Below are 21,151 nucleotides of genomic sequence, written 5' to 3' on the forward strand. Positions count from 1 at the left end.
TATTTCAGGTAAGGTTTTGAGTGATCCGGGCAGGATGCCGCCTCAAATTACCAAAAATAATCGACTATCAATAGGTGAGCGTGTAGGTTCTAACGGTAGACCATGGACCGACGCAGCAATTGGTGTTGGCGCCGGTGAGGATCGGCAAAGGCCAGACGTTGCCATAGCTTGCCAGGGTGCCGTTGAACATGATATTCCGGTATCTTATCGAGACATTGTACGTTTGGTTTCTCGCCAGGTTCAGCTGCAATTCCAGCGATCCGGTCGGGTCGACAAAAGGTTGATGAGCATTATTCACCAAATTCGCGAACGTGGCATTATTAGTGGGGGGAAGATAATAGCTCCACACCGTATTAGTCGTATCGCTGCTCCAGGCGCCGCCATTCAATGAATATTGGATCTCCTGCAGATCGGGATAGATGAAGCCCGAGACGCAGGTTCCGACAGGGTCTTCGCCATAGATGTGGAAGGGAGTAGAGGTACTGGAGGGAATCTGTATCGCGTCAAGCCGGTCGCAGGGGTTGGTAGCAGCACCCCCCGACCCGTTGAGCCCATAAGTGGTGATGGCGATGGACACCGGTTCGACGTCGGGGCAATCGGTGACCAGATTGGCGCCCAGCTTTATCGAATTGCCGCTGGCAAAATCAGTGATACTGATGTTACTGGACGTAAAGCTTACGGAAAACAGTTCATAACCAGGATTGGAATTGTCCGGGCCCATGTCCTGCAGAGTGGTGAGCCCGTCGTTTTCGGTGTAGATCTGGGAGTTGCTGCTATTGACGATGCGCAGAAGCCCCTTTGATTTTGCGGTGGTCACCGTGGGGTTGACGGCCACAATGTTGTTGTTGGTGGAGATAGTGTAATTCCAGGTAATGGAAAATCCCTGTTCGCAATTGGTGGTGATGGCATAAGAGCTGATGGTGACCACGGGGGTGTTACTGAAGTCACAGGCGGAAGTGATGCTGGCCGTGCCTTTGACGCCCGTCGAATGTTTCATCAGCAGCTCTTTGGGAATGCGATGGTTGGCCTGATCGACGTAATACGCTTCCAGCCGCTGATTGACGGGAACAAAGAAAGTGAGGCCTTTTTTGGCGATCATGGCCGAGACGAGCGCTTTTTCTTTTGCGCGCTGGTCAAGGTCTTGTTGAGAGGGGGTCTGGTCTTGTTTCTTACAACTGTGGAAAAGAAGGGCGGTTCCGGATAGCAATAGGACGGATAAGCCCACTGTAGTGAGTAAGCGCCTGGTCATAAAAGGAGTGTTTGGTTTAATGATTACATTACGGGGTGAAGATAAAGTGTGAGTATGCGATGATTTCGCAGTGACTGTCACTTTTTGCATATTAGGTATGCGTAGCCGATAGAGAGCAGCACGTTGCCGGTGTTGTTCTTTCCGTCCGAACTATATTTCTGGATGTTGATAAACCCGTATTCGAAGCGGGCGTCGAAAAAGAGCCTGTTGCGTAATCCCAGCGGTTTGGCGAGGCCTAATCCGCCTGTGACCCCGACGTTCCAACGTTTGATGCTGGACGTAACGTCCGTATTGCCGTCGAAGGATTGGGCGGGCACGGGTAGCGCCTGTTGCCCGTGGCTGTCGGCATAGATCTGGCTGTTACCGCTTGTCTTTTCCGCCGCATGAAGCAGGTAGCCCAGGTAGGGGCCGGCGTTGACATAGAATTGAAAGGGGGTGCCCCAGGTGAGTTTTGCCATGACAGGTAGTTCCAGGTAGTCGAGTACCGCTTTGTTGTCGAAGTTCGCATAGAGATAGCTGCCGGGGGGTACGAACTGCTGGTATTCGGGGGGCAGATTGGTGATGGGCTGGAGGCCATCGCGCTTGCCGCCCTGGCCGGCGTAGTTGAGTTCTGCCTGGAGGGAGAAACGATGGGTCAGGGTAAATTCCGAAAGCAGGCCGAAGTTCGCGGCCAGGCGGGAGGTATAGTTGCTGCTCAGAGGGTTGCCGCCACCGCCGCTGAGGTTGGGGATGCTGAGGCCTCCTTTTAGTCCGAGCCATGCAGATTGGGCGTTGACCGCCGTGATATGCAATAAGCATACCATCACGAGAAGGGAACAGAACTTTCTCATGTCGATGCAGTTTTAGATGTTCTTTTCTATACAAAAAAGTGCAGGGGTTGGTTCGCACGGGGCGGGCACGGGGGTTGGTTCATGCTAAGCTCAGACGTTAGTCTGCTCTTTCTGGTGGCGCCACATTTCCCGGAAGGCGGGGTCGTGGTCGCGGAGGTGTTCAAACGTTCCTTCGGCGATGGTGCGGCCCTGGTGGAGGACATAGATATAATCGAAGCGGGGAAGGAGATGGAGGCGATGGATGGAAGAGATGATGGCCTTGTCGGCAAAAGTTTTGAAGAGCTCTTCGTAGATGATGGCCTCGGTGCGAGGGTCTACGCTGCTGGTGGGTTCGTCGAGCAGGACGAGATCGCTGTCTCGGGCGGCGAGGATACCGCGAGCCAGGGCAAGACGTTGCTTCTGGCCACCCGAAAGGTTGACGCCTTTTTCCCGGATATCGGATTCCAGGCCCAGGGGCAGTTGCCGGATCACTTCGGTGAAGTGGGCACTTTCGCAGACCCGGAGGATCTCTTCTTCGGGGAAGGGCAGACCAAGGGTAATGTTATAGGCAAGCGTGTTCTCGAAGATCTCGGGTTCCTGGGGGAAGAGGGTAACGGCTTCATGGACCCGATCGAATAAGTCCGAAATAGCACCATTGCTGCCGTCGATGCGGATGTCGAAACCGGGTTCGGGAAAATAGAGTCCCCGCAGCAGAGCGAGAAGGGTGCTCTTGCCGCTGCCGCTCTCCCCGATGAGGGCGATGCGCTGCCCGCGCCGGATGGTGATGTTTAGATCATGCAGGCTTTGAGCACCCTTGCTTTGATCGTAAGACTGGTTATACGAGAAGTTGAGGTGGCTGATGCGGAGGGCGTTCCAGCCTGCGGGCAGGCCGTCGGGTCTGTCTGCGCGATGCTGTTGCGCATAGGCGTCGCTGATGAGGGAAGCAGTCTGGACATACGTATTATATTGGACGATGTCGGTGTATTGCCAGGCGATGTCCTGGAATACGCTGGTGAAGGTGTTGACATAAGCCAGAAGCGTGACCAGGCCGCCGACATAGAATAATTTTCCCGGGATCCAGTGCTGGAAAATATAGCCAAGGGTGATGATGCCATAGATGGTAACGATCATCATTTCGGCGGTGAACCATTTCCATTCGTTGATCAGCGCGCTTTTCCGGAAGGGGCGGAAGATCTGCGATACCTTGTTGAGAAGCCCGGTCTCCATGCTTTTTTCGAGCCGCAGAGTGATGACGGTCATAATATTGGAAAGACTGTCGAAGAGCGTGGCGGAGACGACATGCTCTCTTTCGTTGACTTCATCCAACGCCTTTATAAAGGGTTTGTCAAAGGTTCGGATGACGAAAATGGTGGCGAGGCCCAGGATGACGGCGATGCAGCCGTACAAGGGGGAGAAGTAAAGGATGGCCGCCACGGAGAAGACGAACTTGGTGAGCGCATACATGTACATAAAGCCGCGGTCGAAGAATTCCCGGAGGGCCTCATAGGCTTTACGGACCCGGTTGATGGTGGCGCCGCTGTGGTGATCTTGTTGCCATTTTACGGGCAGGTGGAGCACCTGGTGGTATTTTTCCTGGAGGAAATTGCGGCTGAGATGGAAAGCCAGCGTGCGCTCCATGATCCGGGCGGGACCATGAAAACACCATTGCACGAATTTTATCCCGATGTAGCCGGTAACATAGAGCAGAGCATAATGCCAGACATGCGTGAAATCCTGCTGGAGATGCCCGATGAACCAACCGAAGAGGATGGGATTCAGCGAGTAGACCAGGTTGGCGCAGATGAACATGAAATAGACGAGGATATATTTCTTCCTTTCGTTGCGGGCATAACGCCAGGCGGTGCTGAGCAGGGAAAGATAAGGGTTCGCCATAGGGTATAAAAGTACGATTTTATCGAACGCCGGCCGACGGAGATATAATAGGAGTCACTTATGCCGAACAGGGACAAAGCGAAGCGGGCAATTTTTATCCACAGAAGCCGTTGGGATCGAAACCCAATCCATGAAAAAACATCTCTACTCATTGCTTCTGCTTATTTCCCCCTATCTCAATTACGCCCAGCCGAAAGTCACCTGGGGAGACGAATTCAAACTAAAGCAAGGCAGCACAGATCTTTCCATCATCAAGGCTGATGCTTCGGGCGTTTATCTCGAGGAATTCCATATGGTGAACTATAGAACCCTTTGGGAATGGAAACAGAGAAAATCCTCTACCCTGGTGAAGCTGGACCCTTCGCTGGGCGAGGTATACCGGAAAGGATATGACCACGAGCTGAAGGGTAAGGAACCGAAGACCTTCTTTTTTATCAGGGACAAACTGTATTTGTTTGCGGTGGGGTACGAAAAGAACGAAAAGGAAATGAACCTGTATGCGGCTGAGCTGGACAAGACATCGGGCAATCTTAAGACCGACTGGCAGCAGCTGTCATCATGGGATGTGTCCGCAAAGCACAGCCTCCTGGCGCTCCGTATCACCCCCAACACCGACACTTCGAAGATCGTTATCACCAGTACCGACTTCGCCGGGGCAGATGACAGCTACGATATCCTGACCCTGGACGCGGATCTCCACCCGCTGGGCAAGCCATTTCATATCGCGAATGAATTCCGTCACGATCTGTTCGATGTGGAAGATCTGATCTATACATCCGTTGGGAATGTTGTTGTTGTCGGCCGGGTGTATGGGGAGGCGTCGCAAAGGCGGAGGTATTTCAGGCAGTACAGTATAAGACTTTATGACTCCACCGGAAAGATGAAAAAGGACGTGCAGACAGACATCCCCGGCAGGTTCCTGGCTAATAGTCAGGTGGTGCAGTTGAATAACGAGATAGTCGTGGCCGCCTTCTTCACCAATGACAGGAGTAAAATGGAGATCAACGGGCTAATGGTGCAAAGGCTCGATGCCGCGACGGGAAATCTCATCACCAGCACCAAAAAGGACTTCACCGTGGGGCTGGTTTCGCAGGTGGAGAATGATGATGACAAAGACAGCCAGAGCGTGAAAACTAACAAGGATACCGTCCGGAGCATCGGTTCTCACCTGGTGTTCCGCAATTTTTTTGTCGCACCCGATAACGGCCTGGTTTTCCTGGCCGAACAGTTTGCAACATGGACAAGCTCGTACACCTATTCCTACAATGTTCGTGGGAGCTTTTCGACCTCCACCAGTTCGTCTCAGATGTTCCTCTCCGGAGACATCTATATCGGTAAGCTCTCCCCCGGGGGTGAGATCGAATACCTGGAAATCCTGCCGAAGCGGCAGTTTGAAGAGATGGCAGGCACCCTCGGATTGGGCAGTGGAATGCTGCTGTCCCATGGTTTTTTCGACAGGACCTTCAGCCGGCCATTCTTCAGCGGCTTCGGCTGTCTCCGGGAAAACAATATGCTCGATATTTTCTTCAATGACGACGACCGGAATGCGGATGTGGTCCAACCCGGTAAGAAGGTCATCCAGCTGTCGCATTTCCACCGAAGCACCTGTTTTGAAGTACAGCTCGATATGATCACCGGGAAGCTGACACGCAAGGCCCTGTTCAGCAATAAGGATATTCCGCCGGCCATGCCGAGGCTTGGGGTGGTATCGAACAATACCCTTTTTCTCACGGGGATGAATGATCCTCATTTCGCCTTTAAATCCAAGTTGGCGGTGGGGAAGATCAATACATTATAGTTGATGAATGGAGAAGGCCGTGTTTCGGTTATCCATCATGAAAGGCTGGTGCAATTATTGTTCCAGAAATAGGAGGCACTAAATTGCATGCTATGAAGAAGCGCGTATTGATCTTTGACGACGACGCGGATATTCTCCACGTCTGCACCATAGTACTGGAAACCAGCGGATTTGAAGTGGCTACACAAAATAATTGTCATGACATCGTAAAAAAGGTGGCGGATTGCCGGCCCGATGTCATTCTTCTGGACAACAAGATCCCGCCTACGGGGGGTATCGTTGCCTCACAGGAACTCAAAGCATCCATCGACTACCGCGGATTGCCGATCGTTTTTTTTAGCGCCAACCAGGATATTGCGCGGCTGGCAGGAGAAGCCGGTGCGGATTTCTATATCGAGAAACCTTTTGACCTCGACCACCTGGTGATGATGCTGCGCCGGGCCTGTGCGGGATATTGAGCATCAGGGTCGGACGGCGGAGGCGGCCTGGGCATTGTCCAGCCGTCTTAGCTTTATGGCCTGACCACCGCCGGCTGCGAGGCCGGCCTGCAGGGTATCGGTGGACTGGACGATGCGGGTGCTCCGGATGAGATGGTTGGGTTGTGTGGCGGCATCCGGGGCGTCGCTATAGAGGGTTGCTTCGTATCGGCCGGGTTGCAGGAACCGGAGGGGGATCGACACGGTGCTGGTGGTCGGGCCGTTGATCGTCCCTACATACCAATCGTCGCCCTTGCGCCGGGCAATGGCGACCCAATTGCCGGGAATGGCTGCCGGTACCCGGGTCTCGTCCCAGGTGGACGGCACTGCTTTTATAAAATCAAAGCCGTCTTGTCCCTCATAGGCGGCAGGATAATCGCACACCATCGGGAGATAGCTTTCCAGCACTACATACATCGCGAGCATATGACAACGGGTGCCGAGCACGAGGGGGCGGGTGTATTGCGCCTTGTATTCCGATGGGGGCACGGCGCGGAACCCGCCTAAATGGTAGTCGGTGGCTCCTGCCAGCAGCCGGGTAAAGACGACGTTGAGGTCATCGTCCGGGGTGATGGGGTTGTCCCATTTATCGTTTTCGTAGTTGAGGGTGCCTTCGCGGGTAAGCTCGTTCGGCCAGGTGCGGATGAGGCCCGTGGGTTTATAGGCGCCGTGAAACTGGATATGCAAATGATGCGCGGCCGCTTTTCGCAGAATTTCCGTCTGGATATTGACCATCTGCTGATCATCCCGATCCATAAAATCCACCATCATTCCTTTTAACCCCCATTTTTCGAACTGGTCGAAGGCCTTGTCGAGATGGCGATAAAGCACCTGCCAGTGGACCCATACCCGGATACCCACGCCTTTTGACGCGGCATAGTCACAAAGTTTTTTCATGTCCAGGCCGGGGATGGGCCGGGTAACATCGGAATGGGGACCGGGGGAGTAGCTGACGCCATCGTTGGTATACCAGGCGATGCCGCCATAGCCGATCACCGTATGATAGGCTATGCCGTTGCGGGCACAGAAGTCGATGTAGTATTGGTTTGTCTCGAAGTTGATACCAGGGGAGAAGGTGGTGTCCGGGACGATGTCGCCATTCCACCAGTGGAAATCCGTCTTACCGGGCTTTAGCCAGGAGAGGTCTTTGATGGCACAGGGGTCGTTGAGATCGGTGAGCAGGTTGGACTCGAGAAAGGCGCCGGGCCGGGAACCGACGAAGAGGACGCGCCAGGGTGTCCGATGAGGAAGGATGGCCTTTACCCTTATGCCGTCACCGTCAGGCAGAGGGGATAGATCGCTTTTGAGGATGCCGTTGTGTTTTATGAGATACATGCCGGCGTAGTCTGTCAGGTTGGCTTCGGTGATGGCCATGTATATGGCAGCCGCCTGCTGATTGCTGCCAGTGGTGGGTTCACCGCGGCCGGGCAGTTCGCTGTGGCCGGGCAGTTCGAGGAATACCGGCATGTCCATGAGCGTGTCGCCTTTTACTTTGCTAAGGGGCAGGCGGGTATAGCGTCCTTCGTGGGAGGTGGTGTACCCCGGGAGGAACGAGGCCTGGAGCAGGGGGTCGCCGGTGAGCCGGAAACCGGAGTTCTCGGCGAGCAGCTGATAGCTGTTCCAGTTGGGTTGTTTGGGGAAGACCCAGCGAAAGGCAACGCCGTCATTGTACGCCCTGATGACGAGGATGAGCCGCCGGTGCCGGTTTCGAGGCTCTGTGATAGAGATGGAGTATTCGGTATATCGATCGCTGACGGTGCTGTTGCGGCCTACCGGCAGGGTATAGCTATCGGCACCTTCCCGGTAGACGGGGTGGATCAGCAGGCCCCGGCCGAAGAAGGAGGCGGGGGGAGTGTTACCGGGTTCTTTGAAAATAAGGTCTAGGGGAGAGGAATCGACGACGGGTACCCCCTTATACCAGACGCTATAACAGGGGAAGCTATCCGTGGGCCGGAAGACGACCCGGATGTTTCCGTCGGGGGAGGTGAGGGTGAGGTCTGTCGCCAGACAAGCGAGGTTTAGGGCAAGGGCGCCAATACAAAAGAGCAGGCGGATAGCAAGCATCGATGGGAATTTTTTTACGAAATTATGCATTCAGAAAAATTAAAATCTGTACATTTATTTCATTAACCCATTAAAAAGTATTCATCATGGCAAAAGCTATCAAGAAGGCTGCGAAGAAAACAGCCAAGAAAGCCGCTAAAAAAGCACCTGCAAAAGCCCCTAAAAAGGCAGCAAAAAAAGCGGTGAAAAAAGCTTCCACCCGCAAGCCTAATGCGGCATTTATGACACCTCTTTCTCCCAGCGCAACACTGGCGGAAGTCATCGGCAGCAAGCCTCTTCCCAGAACGGAGATCGTTAAAAAGATATGGGATTATATCAAAAAGAACAACCTCCAGGATAAGAAGAACAAGCGCATGATCAATGCCGATACCAAGCTCAAGGCTGTGTTCGGCGGAAAAGATCAGGTATCGATGTTCGATCTCGCCAAGATCGTCAGCAAGAATGTGAAGTAAGGCGAGTCCTCTCCTGAGAGGTTGTCAGCTGATATTATTTTAGTCAGCCTGCCATCGGCTGGTGGCAGGTTTTTTCTTTTCTCCTCATCTCTTACAGATCAATCTCTCCTTCCTCAAAGCCCCGGCACATTAAAATGTGTATAGGTGGTGAACCCCAAAAAAGTGTTGTCATTAGGGACACCAAGCGGTGCGTCCAGCGCCCGTAAGTTCTGCAAACTGCTTGTCTGTAGCACATTGTACGCCACTTCCACGCCGGGGTATACCGGGCTCGACATCGTACAGTAATTGCAACCTGTTGTCTGATTGTAGGCGGCCCACTGGAAGTCATAGCCGGCGCTGATCAGATTGTTATTGGCCGACCAGAGGGAATTATCACCCTGGACGCGGGCTAACTCGGCGGCATAAGCGAAGGCCGTGAGCGAGTATTGAAAGTGCACGCAGTCCTGGCGGCCACACAGTTCGGGCAGGGTTCCGTCGGAGTTGATGACGATAGGCAGATAGTTGAGCAATGCGTTATAGCCATTCTGATAGACGGTGGTGCTGTTGAGGAAGATGCCGATGGCCATCCTGGCATAGGACATCGAGGCATCCCAGTTGTTGTTGTAGTTAGGGGTGTTGTTGATGTAATTGTTCTTTACGTTGTTGAGATAGTTCTCGAACTGGGTGATGTCGGCGGGTGCCCAGCCGGAGCCCTGACCATTCACGGTATAATACCGGATGATCTCCGCCGCAGCTACAAAGGTGGGCGTCGTCCAGGAAGCCTCGAGATCGGGCTGGTTGGGGTTGGTGGAAGAGTTGAGCAATGCATAGTTCTGGAAGGTATAGGCCCAGCCGTTGAGAATGCCGATGGCCTGGGTGGCGTATTCGCTATGGCCCGTCTTCGCCCAGCGGAGCGCGAGGGCATAGCAGAGCTCGGCGTCGTTGCGGATCTGGGTTTTGGACGGGGAGGTCTGCCCATTGGAGCCTACCACCACCGTTGAATAGAAGGAGGTGGGATAGGTGTGGCTGTTGATAAAATCGAGCACCTTTTGATAAGAAGCGCTGCGGGTGGGGTCGCCGCTGTTGACCTGGCCCCCGACAAGGTCGAGGCTTGCCTGGGTGTTGAGTACCCCGGGGTGGACGAAGCTGGTGATCTGCGGGGCGGCGGTGCTGGCGGTAGTCCGGGTTTTTGTTCCGGGAGCAGTCGAGGTGGCGGTGGAGTTGTTGAGCGCCGGTTTTTCACATCCTGGCAAGGTTGCGGTTCCGATAAGAAGGGCGATGCCGAGGCATAGCAATGTGGGATTTTTCTTCATGTGATAGATTTTTGTGATGCCTCAAAAATCGGGGATTCGCGGAGTTTAGCAGGCTTTAGTTACGGAAACGTTTGCGTATATGCGCCAGAGGTGCAGTTTGGAATCGGTTGCAGGCGGATGGGCGGCGGCTCTTAGCTGGTATGATCGTGCAGTATCTTCCAGCCCTTTTGCCGGTGTACGCATACAAGGGAGAAACGGCCCGACAGGGTGGGCAGGTTGTTACCCGCCAGGGTATACCGGCCGGTGAGCAGGACATAGTCCCCGGCGAGGGGTATTATCCGGAATTGATCGAAGGTGAGTTGCTGGCGGGCGGCGCCTTCTTTAAAATAGGTCTGCCGGTAGTGGATCATCATGGAATCCTTGCCGATGAGGCCATGGCGTGACATCATGGTTGCGCTGTCGTCGTAGGAGTCCATGAAGCCGGAAAGGTCGCCTTTGTTCCAGTCCCGGGCGGACTGCTGCATTACGCTGATGAGTTGGCTGGTGTCGGCGGGGGTCGTCACGCTGGTGGCGGGGCTTGCCGCTGTGGTGATTGCCTGGCCGGTGCTGGTGGTGTCGGCAGGGGTTGCTTTGGGGGCAGGGCTCTGGCAGCGGGTGAACAGCAGCGCCAGCAGCAGGAAGGGGAGCGTGATTTTTCTCATAACAGGTGTAAAATAAGGAAAAATCGGGACTGGAATGCGCGCCAGAGGACGCTTACACCCTTGAAAATTGTCGCTTTTACCCCTTACCAGCGGTTGGAAGATGAGGTATTTTTGTGGTGGCTGATGCTTAAAATCCTGTCAGATTATGCTCACACCACCCGTCATTACCTGGCGCAAAGAGCGGTATTATGTGGCGATAAGGACGACCGTCACCATGAAGGATATCCCTCATACGCTGCCTTCTCTTCATCCTGAAGTGTATGCCTGGTTGAAAAAAAAGAATATACAGCCTTGCGGACCGCCTTTCTTTCAATACCTGCGGCTGACCGCGGACGGTCGGTTGCTGGTGGAGGTGGGCGTGACGGTACCCTATGCAGTGGCGGGTGAGGACGAGGTCATCAGCGGGATGTTCCCGGGCGGTGAGTATGCGACGCTTATCCATCGCGGGGCTTATTGTCATCTGAAGGAGGCGCATATGATGCTGGATGCCTGGGTGGAGAAAATGGGCCGGGATGATAAGGAAGTTATCCCGGGGGAAGGGACGGCGTTTGCGGGCCGGACGGAATTTTATCTTACGGATGAGCGAGTTGTTCCCGATGCCGCGAAATGGGAAACGGAGATTGCATTTTTGCTGCCCGCAATGGACAGGAGGTCGATGCGGCGATTTCTGCCGGTGATGGTGTAATTGTTTGTAAGTTGCGGGCATGAATAGCCTGCGCTCGATAAGGCTTCTTGGGGTAATAGTTCTATTCTCCGGCTGCCATTGGGGTAATAATGGGCGGGCGGTGCATACGATCGCTATTCAGCCCATCGAATTCCGCGACGCGCGCCAGCTTGCTTTTGTACAAAAGGAGAGCGTTATTCCGCGGATTCCATCTTGACCTGGTTATCGCAGCGGAGAGACGACACCATCGCCATGCTGGTCGGGTTGACGCGGAAGGATATTTTTATCACCAAAAAAGAAAGGAGCGGTCAGATCAAGGCGCCAGCCAGCAAATATGCGGTGTGGGGTATCCTCGGGCTCGGGAATTGCCCGGGGAATGTTTGCGTGATCAGCGATGCACGATTCTATTCTTCCGCCACAGACAAATATGAGCACCGGTTGAGAACGATCGTCATCCATGAGATAGGCCACAACCTTGGTTTGCCGCATTGTCAAAGTCCGCATTGTATCATGAATGATGCCAATGAGCAGATCGCGACCGTCGATAGCAGCGGGACTGATCTATGTTCTTCCTGTAAAAAGAGGTTAGCGCGGCTTTGACCCGGGTGTCTTGCTCAGCCGCGCGTAGAGCTCACGGATGCGGACACTGCGGAGGTCGTTTTCCTGTTTGAGTTCAGAAAGGTAGAAATCGTTTTTGTTGAGATCGATAAAGCGTTGGCTGAGAGATGGCACTTCGGCGAGCAGCGCGCGCAGGCGGATGAGCAAGGCTGGAATATCGCGGCGGGTTAACGTGGGGGAATTGGCTTCCGCCTCTATTTCCTCGAAACGCAGATATTGGAGGCGGATATCGGCCATCAGGCAGTAGTGCGCAAATTCCTTTTGATTCTTTTGCGGCTGGAGGGTGCGGAGCGTGCGGGCGGCGGCAACGGTGCTATCGATGAGCGCCGTTAGCGCCAGGGGGGTGGGGCTTTGTACCACGCCGTTGGTGACTTCGTAAGGCGCTGTTTGTAAAGCCTGCCAGAAGGCCAGCGACTGATCGCGGGTAAACCCATATTGCCGATGACAATAGTCGATGATAAATTGGGAAACGTCGATGGGCTCCGGCGAGCGAAGGCTTGCCACATAGGCGCTTATCAGGATGTTGAATCCGGTGATGGGATAGACATGGCGGATGGCCTGGAGATCGGAAAGTTGGTTCTCCGACTCGTAGACATAAGAGTAGGCGCCGGAGGTAGACCAGGAGGTGAGGACCATCCCTTTATAGCCCATCTGCCGGGCGGCGGGGACGAAGTCGCGTATGTTGTTGAAATGTTTTGCCCATTTTGTGAGATAAAAATTATCAGGGCTGCTGCGGATGGCCGGGGCGCCCCAGATGGTGAGGCCGCTGGCCAGTAGCTTCTGGTGATCACCAAAGCGGTTCATGTCCCAGCCATAGTTCCAGTCCACGAGGACTGTGCCCGCGGGGAGCGACCGGATGGCATCGGGGTATTTCAGCGCCATGTCCGCCCAGAGGACGGGTCGCTTCCCCAGCCGGAGGACGATGTTACAGAGCATGCCGACATAGTCGAAATACAATTTTGATATGCCGCCCTCTTCTGCTTTCTTGCGACAACGCGCACAGTGGCCGAGCAGATAAGTCTCGTCGCAGCCGATGTGAATATACTGCGAGGGGTGGGTCTGTGCCAATTGGGTATAGAGATCGGTGAAAAGGAGGCTGTCTTCGGTAATTTGTAGCGGGCACACCTGGGAGAGGGCTTTGTCGTCTTCCCGTAGTGGTTTGTAGCGCTGGTGACGGAGGATGTATTCGACATGTCCGAAGCTTTGTTGCAGGGGGATCACGTCGATGCCGAGCCCACCGCAATAGTTGATGAAAGAGACGATCTCGGCCTTTGTGTACGCATACCGGTTGGGGATGAGAAGGTGATTGTCGTAGGGATAGGTTGCCTCATATTCCATGATGAGGGTATTGATGCCGCCGGCGTGCAGTTTTTGGGCGAAGGCCCGGAGGGCGGGCATGGTCATCACCTGGATGCGCATGTCGAGGTGGAAGGCGCGGATGGGGAGGGAGGACTGGGCAGCACCCTGACGCGTTTGTGTCAGTACGAGGAGCAAGGCTAAAAACATCGGTTTCATGGTTGTATCAGTTTGCTGCTATCGCAGTCAAGGAATAATTCTACGGCGGAGTGGGTTCGGAGGATGGTGGAAGGGTAGCTTTCGGTAATGGGACTGTTGAAGGTATGAAAGATTGCGTTGGCCTTTCGTTCGCCGGGGACCATGGCGAAAATGTACCGGGCCGCGAGCAGGGATGGGATGGTGAGGGTCAGCGCCTGTTGGGGAACATCGGCCAGGGAGGGGAAGCAGCCGTCGTTCACCTGCTGTTGCCGGCATTCAGGGTCCAGGGTGACGATCTTGACACGGTCCGGGTCCCTGAAATTGGCCACGGGGGGATCGTTAAACGCGATATGATTATTCTCGCCGATGCCCATGCATACGATGTCGGTGGGGCACGCTTCCAGTAAGGCCGCGTAGCGCTGGCATTCGGCTTGTACATCGGGGGCTGTGCCATTCAGCAGGTGCACCTGACGGAAGAGATGTAGATCGAAGAGATGCGCTTTCAGATAGAAGCCGAAGGATTGGGGGGCGCCGGCAGTGAGGCCGATGTATTCGTCCATGTGAAAGGCGTTGATCCGGTCCCAGTCGAGGGGATGCCGGTTCAGGCTTATCAGGAACTCGTTCTGCGAGGGGGCGGCCGCAAAGACCATATTGACCGTTGGCTGGGTTGCGAGCAGGTGGCGGATCGTTTCGGCGGTGGCGAGGGCGGCGGCTACGCCGAGTGCCTGGCGGTCTTCGGCTATCTTTACGTGGATGCTACCCCTGATGCTGTTGCTATGCATAGACCTCTTTTGTATAGACGATATTGCCGCCGGCGATGGTGACGTGGATGTTCACCTGGTCGTCGAACAGGACGATGTCGGCATCCTTTCCCGGGAGCAGGGACCCTTTGCGATCGCCTACACCCATGATGGCAGCGGGGGTGCTGGTCATCATCCTCACCGCGTCGGCTACAGGTTGACCGGCCAGCTGGATCATGTTGCGCACCAGCCGGTCGGCCGTTGCTACGCTGCCGGCGAAAGCGCTGCGATCGGGCAGCTTGGCGACCCCGTCTTCGATGATCACCGGGAGTCCGTTGTGCCGGGCGCCCAGGATGCTTTCCCCCGGCGGCATACCGGCGCCCCGCATAGCATCGGTGATGAGCGCCGTCCTGCCGGGGCCTTTTATCTTACACACCAGCTGAAGCAGCGGCGGGGGAAGGTGGATGCCGTCCGCGATTATCTCCACGGTCATTTCATCGATGAGAAAGGCGGCTTCGATGGCGCCCGCATAGCGCGTGGCCCCGCGCCTGGTGACGCCAAGCATCATCGAATATAAGTGGGTGGCATGGGTATATCCTCTTTCGAAGGCTTGCAGCACTTCATCATAAAGAGCTTCGGTGTGGGCCAGTGCAGGGAGGATGCCTTTTCCCCGGAGCCAGTCGGCGAGATCAAGTGCCCCGGGGAGTTCCGGGGCCGCGCTCCAGCGGCGGATGAAGGGGAAGCGAGTGGTGAGTTCACGGTATTCGGCCGGATCGGGGTTACGGATATACCGGGCATCCTGTGCGCCGCGCTGGTTCATCGCGAAATAAGGGCCTTCGAGGTGCATCCCGATGAATTGAGCGCCATGGCCAGGCTGTCCGCTGACGCGTTGGTAAGTCTCGAGGACGGCCAGCAGCTCTTCCTTCCCGCAGCTGAGGGTCGTGGGGGTCATCGCTGTCGTCCCATGGCGGGTGTGGAATTTTGCGATGGTATGGAAGGCCTCTTCGGTTCCGTCCATAAAATCGTGGCCGCCGCCCCCGTGAACATGGATATCAATGAAGCCTGGGGCCACATACCGGCCCGCCGCATCGATGACCAGCGCCTCCGGAGCCTCGATATCCCCTTCACTGATGGCAGCGATGCGGCCTTCCGAAACCAGGAGGGTTGCGTGGCGGAGAAGGCGGTAAGGCGTGATGATCCGGCCATTGGATATCTTGATGGGTCGCGTGGTGGACATGATGGTGGAAAAATCAGTGAAAATACGGTATGCTAAGTAACAAAAATTACCTAGCATTACGGTACTCTTTATCACGCTAAAAAAACCGCTAATCTTATGGCAAAGTCAGCAAGTGTTGGATTGTCCGCAATGAACGATCTCGGAAAGCCGGTGGACTGGTTCTTTCTCTACAAAATTCCCAGCAAAGGGACAGCCAGCGATGGCAGTAAGCCTACCGGCACTGCCTATGTTTATTTCGACGCGACAGGAAAGAAACTTTCGTTGTCCGCCGACCAGATCAGTGACCCGAAAAAGGGCGCGGTGTCCGACACGCTCAACCAGATCTACAATAACCTCAACAACCCGGATTTTGCCTGGTTCTTCTATAATGACGAGAACCCGATAACGGGAGTCACCGACGGTGTCCGGGGACATACGAAAGGGGTGCTCTGTTGTGATTTTGGCACCGACAGCGCTTTCTGGCTGGTCGACTCGGCGCCAAAATTCCCGCCCCATGGCGCCTATGGCTATCCCCACACTGCGACGGACTATGCCCAGACCTTCCTCTGCATCACGTTGAAAGATTGCGCGACGGCGGAAGCGATCGCCGACCAGATGTTCGTGGCGCAGCAGCCAAATGTATATGACAAGTCTGCCGTACCGGCGGCGATAAAAGGAAAGAATACCTCCCTGGAATCGCTGCTCAACAACAAGGTGACAACGAGTACGAAAGCTTACGCCAACTACATTACCTTCAAATCGAAGGCGGGGATGGCCTTTAGCTGTTTTGCCAAGAATAAATTCTGGAACACAGCCAATGATGACGACTTCTACAACGACCTGGTAGGGCCGCAGCTGGCCGAAAACCTGGACGTGGAGACCTGGGAACACGGTCAGGAGCCGGGTCCGGAAGACAGCGATAAGATCCACACGGTGGTTGCCATGAAGGAGGTAGACCTGGCCCCGCTGGGGATCAAGCCTTCCTACAAATGGGGGGAAGCAGATGACCACGCCAAATTAGCCATCACGGCCAAGAGCGAGCCGGGTAAGAAATATATCTGTGTTGGTGATATCAATTTCACGAAATCGATGGAAAAGCGAAGCGGGGGGACGGTTGCTTTTATCTGCGACCCCCTGTGGCAGGAGATCAGTTCGATCCTGAGCGCGGTCAACGTGAGAGCGAGCAGTAAGATAAAAAATTCCAAAAAAGTGGGGACTTCCCTCTCCAAGGCAGCGACAGCCAAGGGGATCAAGGAGGGGTAATGGCTTGGGGTGGCAAGCAGATGCGGGACGACAGGCAGGTAATAATGAGGTAATATGAAAAGGCGTATATTTAGGGCGTCTTTCTATGGCAGCGGTATATATATAAATGACGAATTGTATGAGTGTCGTTCACAACAAAGACTTAGGAACTAAACAGAAAGCGCTTGCCATCAACCTCGATCCCCAGATTTACGGCTCCTTTGCAGAGATTGGCGCCGGACAGGATGTTGCCGCCTATTTCTTCAAGGCGGGGGCTTCTTCGGGCACCATCGCCAAAACAATGTCAGCCTACGACATGACCTTTTCCGACGCCATCTATGGCGCATCGAAAGGCCGGCGCTATGTAAGCGAAGCCCGGCTGATGGCGATGCAGGATAAGGAATATGGGCTATTGATCGAGCGGCTTGCCGAATCACGCGGCGAGAGGACTACTTTTTTCTCTTTTGCCGATACGATGACGGCACTGAATTACCACAAGACGAATGAGGGACATGGCTGGATGGGCGTCCGCTTCCAGCTGAAGCCAAACGGGGAATACAACGACGTGGTGATCCATGTGAAATTGCTGGATAACGACAATGTTCTGCAGCAGGCCACGGTGGGTGTCCTCGGCGTAAATCTCCTTTATGCCTGTTTTTACTATTACACCCACCCCGATATTTTCCTTCAGTCGCTGATGGACAATCTCACCAAGGATGCCCTGCAGATAGACATGATCCGATTTGAAGGGCCTGATTTTACCAACGTGGACAACCGGCTGATGAGTCTGCACCTGGTGAAGTACGGTTTTTCGGATGCGGCCTTGTTCGGTCCGGATGGGAAGAACATGCAGCCTTCCGAGGTGTTGCATAAGAAGCATGCCGTGGTGATCCGCGGACGGTTCAGGCCGGTGATCAATGTCCATATCGACATGCTAAACAACGGTGTCAGGCAATTTTTGCAGGAGCCGGATGTAGATAAGGATAATGTCGTGGTCGTGACGGAGCTGACCCTCCAGGCGCTGAAGGAAAGAGATGCGGACCCGACTGCGGACATAGATGAAAAAGATTTTCTCGATAGGGTGGATATCCTATGTGCGTTGGGGCAGACGGTGCTGATCTCCGATTTCCACGAGTATTATAAATTAGTGGCCTATCTGTCGAAGATCACCAGGCTCAAAATGGGGGTGGTGCTGGGCTTTCCCAACCTGGAATATATCTTCTCCGAGGAACATTACAAAGATCTGCCGGGGGGTATCCTCGAATCGTTTGCCGCGCTGTTCAGCCGGAATGTTAAGCTGTTCGTCTACCCTACCCTGCGCAATGGGATTATTTACAACTGCCTGCGATTTAACCCGCCGACTCACCTTGTAGACCTGTACCGATACCTCATCGCCAATAATAAGATCGAGGATATCCGGCATTACCAGGAGAGTAATCTCCAGGTACAGACGGACAGGGTTCTGCATATGATCAAGCATGGGGAGGAAGGATGGGAACAATATGTGCCGTCCGAAGTGGCAGCGATGATCAAAGCACGCTGTCTGTTTGGGTATGTATGTGAGCCCAGGCCGGCCAATCAGTAGTTTTTCTATTCCTTTATTAAGAGTTTATGACAAGAAGCGCCTAAAGACCGGGCGCTTTTTTTCCACATGGCGAGAACAATAATGTTTAGCAATTGGGAAATCGTGTTTTATTGACCAATTTTGGTTTGATATCTTTTTGTTAAACCAAATCCATTCTTATGAAAACTGAACATGTTGCTGCATTTCTTGTTGGCGCATTGATCCTGGGCATTATCTTAACAACCTGTATCAAGTAAGGGCTGTATTTGCGAACAGTGGCTGTATCAAAAACGTACGATGACGCACTGCGTAGTGAGTGAGGATGAAAGTTTGTAAATTGCGGTGCGGCACTATGAAAAATTCCCGGTTATTATCCAAAAGTATAGCAGGGATGCTATTCCTGCTTCTCGCCATGGCGCTGGCGATGTTCTTACCCTATGGCAGTCTTCATTACAGGTTAGCCTGGTTGTACTTAATTGTGTTTTTTGTCCCCGTCCTTTTTATTACCGCCTATTTATTTTTATTCGACAAGCACCTGCTGGAAAGCAGACTCGCTGTCGGACCCGTTGCGGAGCCAACCGTAACCCAAAAGCTGATCCAATCAGCAGCAGGTGTGGCATTTATTGGGGTTTATATTCTATCGGCATTGGACTATAGATACAAATGGTCAGACGTTCCGCTATACTTGTCCTATGTCGGAGACGCGTTTTGCGTACTGGCCTTCGTTTTTTTGTTCTACGTTTTTAAAGCGAACACCTTTCTCAGTGCAACGATCGAAGTACAAGAAGAACAGCAAGTGATCTCTACAGGACTGTACGGTGTTGTCCGCCATCCGATGTACACCGGGGCGCTTGTGTTGCTATTTTTTACGCCGCTTGCACTCGGGTCTTTTTGGGGGCTGGTTGCGGTTATGGTTTTAGCCGCAGTAATTATTTTCAGAGCCATTGACGAAGAGCGCGAATTGAAAGCGAAATTGACAGGGTACGAGGAGTATTGTAATAAAGTTAGATTTCGGCTTATTCCGTTCATCTTTTAAGGAAGTACGACCAGTTTTCCTCTGGTCTTGCCCGTAGCCATACTCGTATGGGCTGCCCCCATCTGCTCAAGGGGAAATGTTTCCGAGATATATGAACGAAGGGCGCCTGAATCAAGCAATTTTGCAATGGCCGCCATATCCTCGCCACTGGATTTGACTCCTAAACGATGGGTAAATACTTTTTTCTCTCTGGCCTTCCTGGCGATCGGGATATTCTTGTCGAAAGAGTGGACCAGGCTCACCAGGGCGCCACCGGGTTTCAGCGCATCGATCGATCGCGCCAGGTTTGCCGGGTCAGAGACGGAATCCACGACGATGTCCGCGTCTTTTATTACTTCTTCGAAGCGTTGTGCGCTGTAGTCGAGATGTTCGTCTGCACCCAGGCCAAGGATGAATGCTTTATTGGCCGCAGAGGAAGTGCCAATGACATAGGCGCCGAAAGCCTTTGCGATCTGCACTGCGTAGTGACCAACGCCCCCGGCTGCGGCATGGATCAACACCTTGTCGCCTTTTTTTACATCCGCATAGTTGACAAGGGCCTGCCAGGCCGTGAGCGCAGCCAGGGTGGCTCCCGCGGCTTCTTCATGGGAAATGCCGGCTGGTTTAAGGGCAAGATGAGACTCGGGGGCTGCGACATATTCCGCGTATGCCTTACCATGGCCTTCGAAGTTGACCAGCCCGAATACATCATCCCCTTTTTTAAAGCGGGTCACCGATCTTCCGGTGTCTGTGACGGTGCCTGCGATATCCCATCCCAGGATGACGGGCTGTTCTTCTGGCTGCAGATGCAAAACAGTGAGCTTTAAGAGGCCGCTCTCCCGGACATAGCCGTCGACGGGATTGATGCTGATGGCCCTGACTTGTACCAGCACTTCATGATCCCCGGGGATGGGGGTGCGAATATCCTGCACAACAAGATTTTCCACACCGCCCGGTTTTGACAATACAATAGCTTTCATCGGAATAAAATTTAACGCTAGCCATTAAGTTAGCTATTTTTTGGGCTCAGAAATCCGAACCGGTTTCTTATATTCGAGGAAGACCATAAAATTGCACCATTTAGCATATGATTGCTGTCATTCAGTGTAAGGACCAGGTAGGGTTGGTTGCAACGATATCAAATGTACTTGCGGCGGAGCAACTCAATATTACCTCCCTGCGTGAGCATGTCGACCCCATAGAGAACCGGTTTTTCATCCGGATAGAAGTGGATAAAGAGGTTCCGAAGGCCATGCTGGAAGCTAAGTTGCGCTCCCTCCTTCCCCCTGAGGCCATAGTTGCAGTTAACCCACGCACGGAGAAGAAGATCATAGTACTGGTGACAAGAGAGTACCATTGTCTCTCGGATATCCTGGTGCGCCATCATTTTAAAACACTTGGCGCGTCCGTTCAGCATGTTATTGGAAATTATCCCATGCTGGAAGATATCTGCCAGCGGTTTGAGGTACCGTTCTCCCATATCTCTCACCAGGATCTGCCAAAAGAGGTATTTGAACAAAAGATCATGGATGTCCTGCTCAACCATCAGCCCGACTATATCGTGTTGGCTAAATTCATGCGCATCCTTTCTCCTTCCTTTGTGACCGCCTTTTCTTCCCATATCATTAATATCCACCACTCATTCCTACCCGCCTTTGCAGGCGCCAACCCCTATCGCCAGGCATTCGAACGCGGCGTCAAGCTCATCGGCGCTACCGCACATTTTGTCACCGATCAGTTGGACGAAGGCCCCATCATCGCACAACAGATCATCCCCGTTACCCATTCGTTTACAGCAGCAGATATGGTGAAGGCGGGTAAAGAGATCGAGACTTCCGTCCTGGCCAGGGCCCTCCGGCTGGTGTTTGATGATCGTGTGCTGGTATATAAGAATAAAACGGTGGTTTTTGAATAGTAGTGTAAT

General features: G+C 53.7%; 19 protein-coding genes. 9 read left to right on the plus strand and 10 right to left on the minus strand.

Translation table 11 applies throughout. The annotated features are described in order from the left end of the window. Positions 1 to 67: 67 nt before the first annotated feature. From IEY39_RS15450 to IEY39_RS15460, 3 genes are all read right to left on the minus strand, one after another. Complete coding sequence (locus IEY39_RS15450) at positions 68 to 1,249, minus strand: hypothetical protein (protein ID WP_188933126.1); 1,182 nt, start codon at positions 1,247 to 1,249, stop codon at positions 68 to 70. A 77-nt stretch (positions 1,250 to 1,326) separates the two neighbouring features. After that, on the minus strand, positions 1,327 to 2,079 hold the full coding sequence (locus IEY39_RS15455) for a porin family protein (protein ID WP_188933128.1): 753 nt from the start codon (positions 2,077 to 2,079) through the stop codon (positions 1,327 to 1,329). 90 nt (positions 2,080 to 2,169) lie between these two features. Continuing rightward, entirely contained in the window at positions 2,170 to 3,951 is a 1,782-nt protein-coding gene (locus tag IEY39_RS15460; protein ID WP_188933130.1) for an ABC transporter ATP-binding protein, read from the minus strand. Between the two features lie 130 nt (positions 3,952 to 4,081). Here IEY39_RS15460 and IEY39_RS15465 point away from each other — a divergent pair, with 130 nt between their 5' ends. Further along, on the plus strand, positions 4,082 to 5,749 hold the full coding sequence (locus tag IEY39_RS15465) for a hypothetical protein (protein ID WP_188933133.1): 1,668 nt from the start codon (positions 4,082 to 4,084) through the stop codon (positions 5,747 to 5,749). 92 nt (positions 5,750 to 5,841) lie between these two features. Further along, the gene (locus tag IEY39_RS15470; RefSeq protein ID WP_188933135.1) at positions 5,842 to 6,207 is read left to right on the plus strand and encodes a response regulator; all 366 of its coding nucleotides are present in this window, start codon (positions 5,842 to 5,844) and stop codon (positions 6,205 to 6,207) included. Between the two features lie 3 nt (positions 6,208 to 6,210). On the opposite strand, the gene IEY39_RS15475 is transcribed toward IEY39_RS15470, so the two are convergent. Beyond that, the gene (locus IEY39_RS15475) at positions 6,211 to 8,319 is read right to left on the minus strand and encodes a glycoside hydrolase family 97 protein (protein ID WP_229688927.1); all 2,109 of its coding nucleotides are present in this window, start codon (positions 8,317 to 8,319) and stop codon (positions 6,211 to 6,213) included. Positions 8,320 to 8,375: 56 nt separating this feature from the next. On the opposite strand from IEY39_RS15475, the gene IEY39_RS15480 reads away from it, so the two are divergent. Then, the gene (locus tag IEY39_RS15480) at positions 8,376 to 8,741 is read left to right on the plus strand and encodes an SWIB/MDM2 domain-containing protein (RefSeq protein ID WP_188933139.1); all 366 of its coding nucleotides are present in this window, start codon (positions 8,376 to 8,378) and stop codon (positions 8,739 to 8,741) included. Between the two features lie 113 nt (positions 8,742 to 8,854). Here the strand turns inward: IEY39_RS15480 and IEY39_RS15485 are convergent, their stop codons facing one another. Further along, on the minus strand, positions 8,855 to 10,033 hold the full coding sequence (locus IEY39_RS15485) for an alginate lyase family protein (RefSeq protein WP_188933141.1): 1,179 nt from the start codon (positions 10,031 to 10,033) through the stop codon (positions 8,855 to 8,857). A 131-nt stretch (positions 10,034 to 10,164) separates the two neighbouring features. After that, positions 10,165 to 10,674: a YybH family protein gene (locus tag IEY39_RS15490; protein ID WP_188933143.1), complete on the minus strand. Its 510-nt coding sequence runs from the start codon at positions 10,672 to 10,674 to the stop codon at positions 10,165 to 10,167. Positions 10,675 to 10,819: 145 nt separating this feature from the next. Here IEY39_RS15490 and IEY39_RS15495 point away from each other — a divergent pair, with 145 nt between their 5' ends. Together IEY39_RS15495 and IEY39_RS15500 are read left to right on the plus strand one after the other, a co-directional pair. Further along, positions 10,820 to 11,359, plus strand: a complete 540-nt coding sequence (locus tag IEY39_RS15495; protein ID WP_188933144.1) for a GyrI-like domain-containing protein — start codon at positions 10,820 to 10,822, stop codon at positions 11,357 to 11,359. A gap of 192 nt (positions 11,360 to 11,551) precedes the next feature. Next, a complete protein-coding gene (locus tag IEY39_RS15500) occupies positions 11,552 to 11,938 on the plus strand; it encodes a matrixin family metalloprotease (RefSeq protein WP_188933146.1) in 387 nt (128 codons plus the stop codon). Here the strand turns inward: IEY39_RS15500 and IEY39_RS15505 are convergent. From IEY39_RS15505 to nagA, 3 genes are read right to left on the minus strand one after another with little or no spacing between them, the layout of a single operon-like run. Next, positions 11,924 to 13,471 carry a beta-N-acetylhexosaminidase gene (locus IEY39_RS15505; protein WP_229688928.1) on the minus strand — a complete coding sequence of 516 codons (1,548 nt, stop codon included), beginning with the start codon at positions 13,469 to 13,471 and terminating at the stop codon, positions 11,924 to 11,926. The two genes, IEY39_RS15500 and IEY39_RS15505, sit on opposite strands and share 15 nt — an antisense overlap. Then, positions 13,468 to 14,232, minus strand: coding sequence for a glucosamine-6-phosphate deaminase (locus IEY39_RS15510; protein ID WP_188933148.1), 765 nt, complete (start codon positions 14,230 to 14,232; stop codon positions 13,468 to 13,470). Before IEY39_RS15510 ends, IEY39_RS15505 begins: the two co-directional genes overlap by 4 nt. Then, positions 14,225 to 15,427 (minus strand): N-acetylglucosamine-6-phosphate deacetylase, encoded by a 1,203-nt coding sequence (gene nagA, locus IEY39_RS15515; RefSeq protein WP_188933151.1) that lies wholly within the window; start codon positions 15,425 to 15,427, stop codon positions 14,225 to 14,227. The genes IEY39_RS15510 and nagA overlap by 8 nt, the downstream gene beginning before the upstream one ends. Before the next feature lie 96 nt (positions 15,428 to 15,523). Between nagA and IEY39_RS15520 the strand changes: the two genes are divergently transcribed. The 3 genes from IEY39_RS15520 (at position 15,524) to IEY39_RS15530 (ending at position 19,248) form a co-directional block, all read left to right on the plus strand. Beyond that, positions 15,524 to 16,669, plus strand: a complete 1,146-nt coding sequence (locus IEY39_RS15520) for a deoxyribonuclease II family protein (protein ID WP_188933153.1) — start codon at positions 15,524 to 15,526, stop codon at positions 16,667 to 16,669. A 118-nt stretch (positions 16,670 to 16,787) separates the two neighbouring features. Continuing rightward, entirely contained in the window at positions 16,788 to 18,233 is a 1,446-nt protein-coding gene (locus IEY39_RS15525; RefSeq protein ID WP_188933155.1) for a TonB-dependent receptor, read from the plus strand. 331 nt (positions 18,234 to 18,564) lie between these two features. Next, on the plus strand, positions 18,565 to 19,248 hold the full coding sequence (locus IEY39_RS15530) for a methyltransferase family protein (protein WP_188933157.1): 684 nt from the start codon (positions 18,565 to 18,567) through the stop codon (positions 19,246 to 19,248). Here the strand turns inward: IEY39_RS15530 and IEY39_RS15535 are convergent. Beyond that, positions 19,245 to 20,207 carry an NADP-dependent oxidoreductase gene (locus IEY39_RS15535; protein WP_188933159.1) on the minus strand — a complete coding sequence of 321 codons (963 nt, stop codon included), beginning with the start codon at positions 20,205 to 20,207 and terminating at the stop codon, positions 19,245 to 19,247. The genes IEY39_RS15530 and IEY39_RS15535 overlap by 4 nt on opposite strands. A 107-nt stretch (positions 20,208 to 20,314) precedes the next feature. Here IEY39_RS15535 and purU point away from each other — a divergent pair, with 107 nt between their 5' ends. After that, positions 20,315 to 21,142 (plus strand): formyltetrahydrofolate deformylase, encoded by an 828-nt coding sequence (gene purU / locus IEY39_RS15540; RefSeq protein ID WP_188933161.1) that lies wholly within the window; start codon positions 20,315 to 20,317, stop codon positions 21,140 to 21,142. The last annotated feature ends 9 nt before the right edge of the window (positions 21,143 to 21,151 follow it).

The organism is Puia dinghuensis, assembly GCF_014642875.1.
Lineage (GTDB): Bacteria > Bacteroidota > Bacteroidia > Chitinophagales > Chitinophagaceae > Puia > Puia dinghuensis.